Source organism: Methylobacterium sp. GC_Met_3 (genome assembly GCF_026540775.1).
Taxonomy (GTDB): Bacteria; Pseudomonadota; Alphaproteobacteria; order Rhizobiales; family Beijerinckiaceae; genus Methylobacterium.
In genome coordinates, this window is sequence record NZ_JALNUL010000204.1 from 1 (window position 1) to 297 (window position 297).

Consider the following 297-nt stretch of genomic DNA (forward strand, 5'->3'; position numbering starts at 1 on the left):
CGCGCGGTACTACAAGGAGATCTCCGAGGACGTCGTTGGCTTCGTCCGGTTCCAGGGCGGCCACATCCAGTCCATCGACGGCAAGCCGCTTCGCGTGACCGACGAGTTCTTCCTCGGCCCGTCGCTGGTCCGCGGCTTCGCGCCGAACGGCATCGGTCCGCGCGACGTCGGCATCGCCGATGCCCGCTCGAACGCGATCGGCGGTTCGACCTATATCGGCGGCACTCTCGAAGTTCAGTTCCCGCTGCCCGGTGTTCCGCGCGATCTCGGCCTAAAGGGCGCGCTCTTCGCCGACGC

General features: G+C 67.7%; 1 protein-coding gene. It reads left to right on the forward strand.

Features of this window, described 5'->3' with window-relative positions:
• Positions 1-297, forward strand: a 297-nt coding sequence (locus OXS27_RS32500; protein ID WP_267361768.1) for a BamA/TamA family outer membrane protein, incomplete at both ends; no start/stop codon positions are given.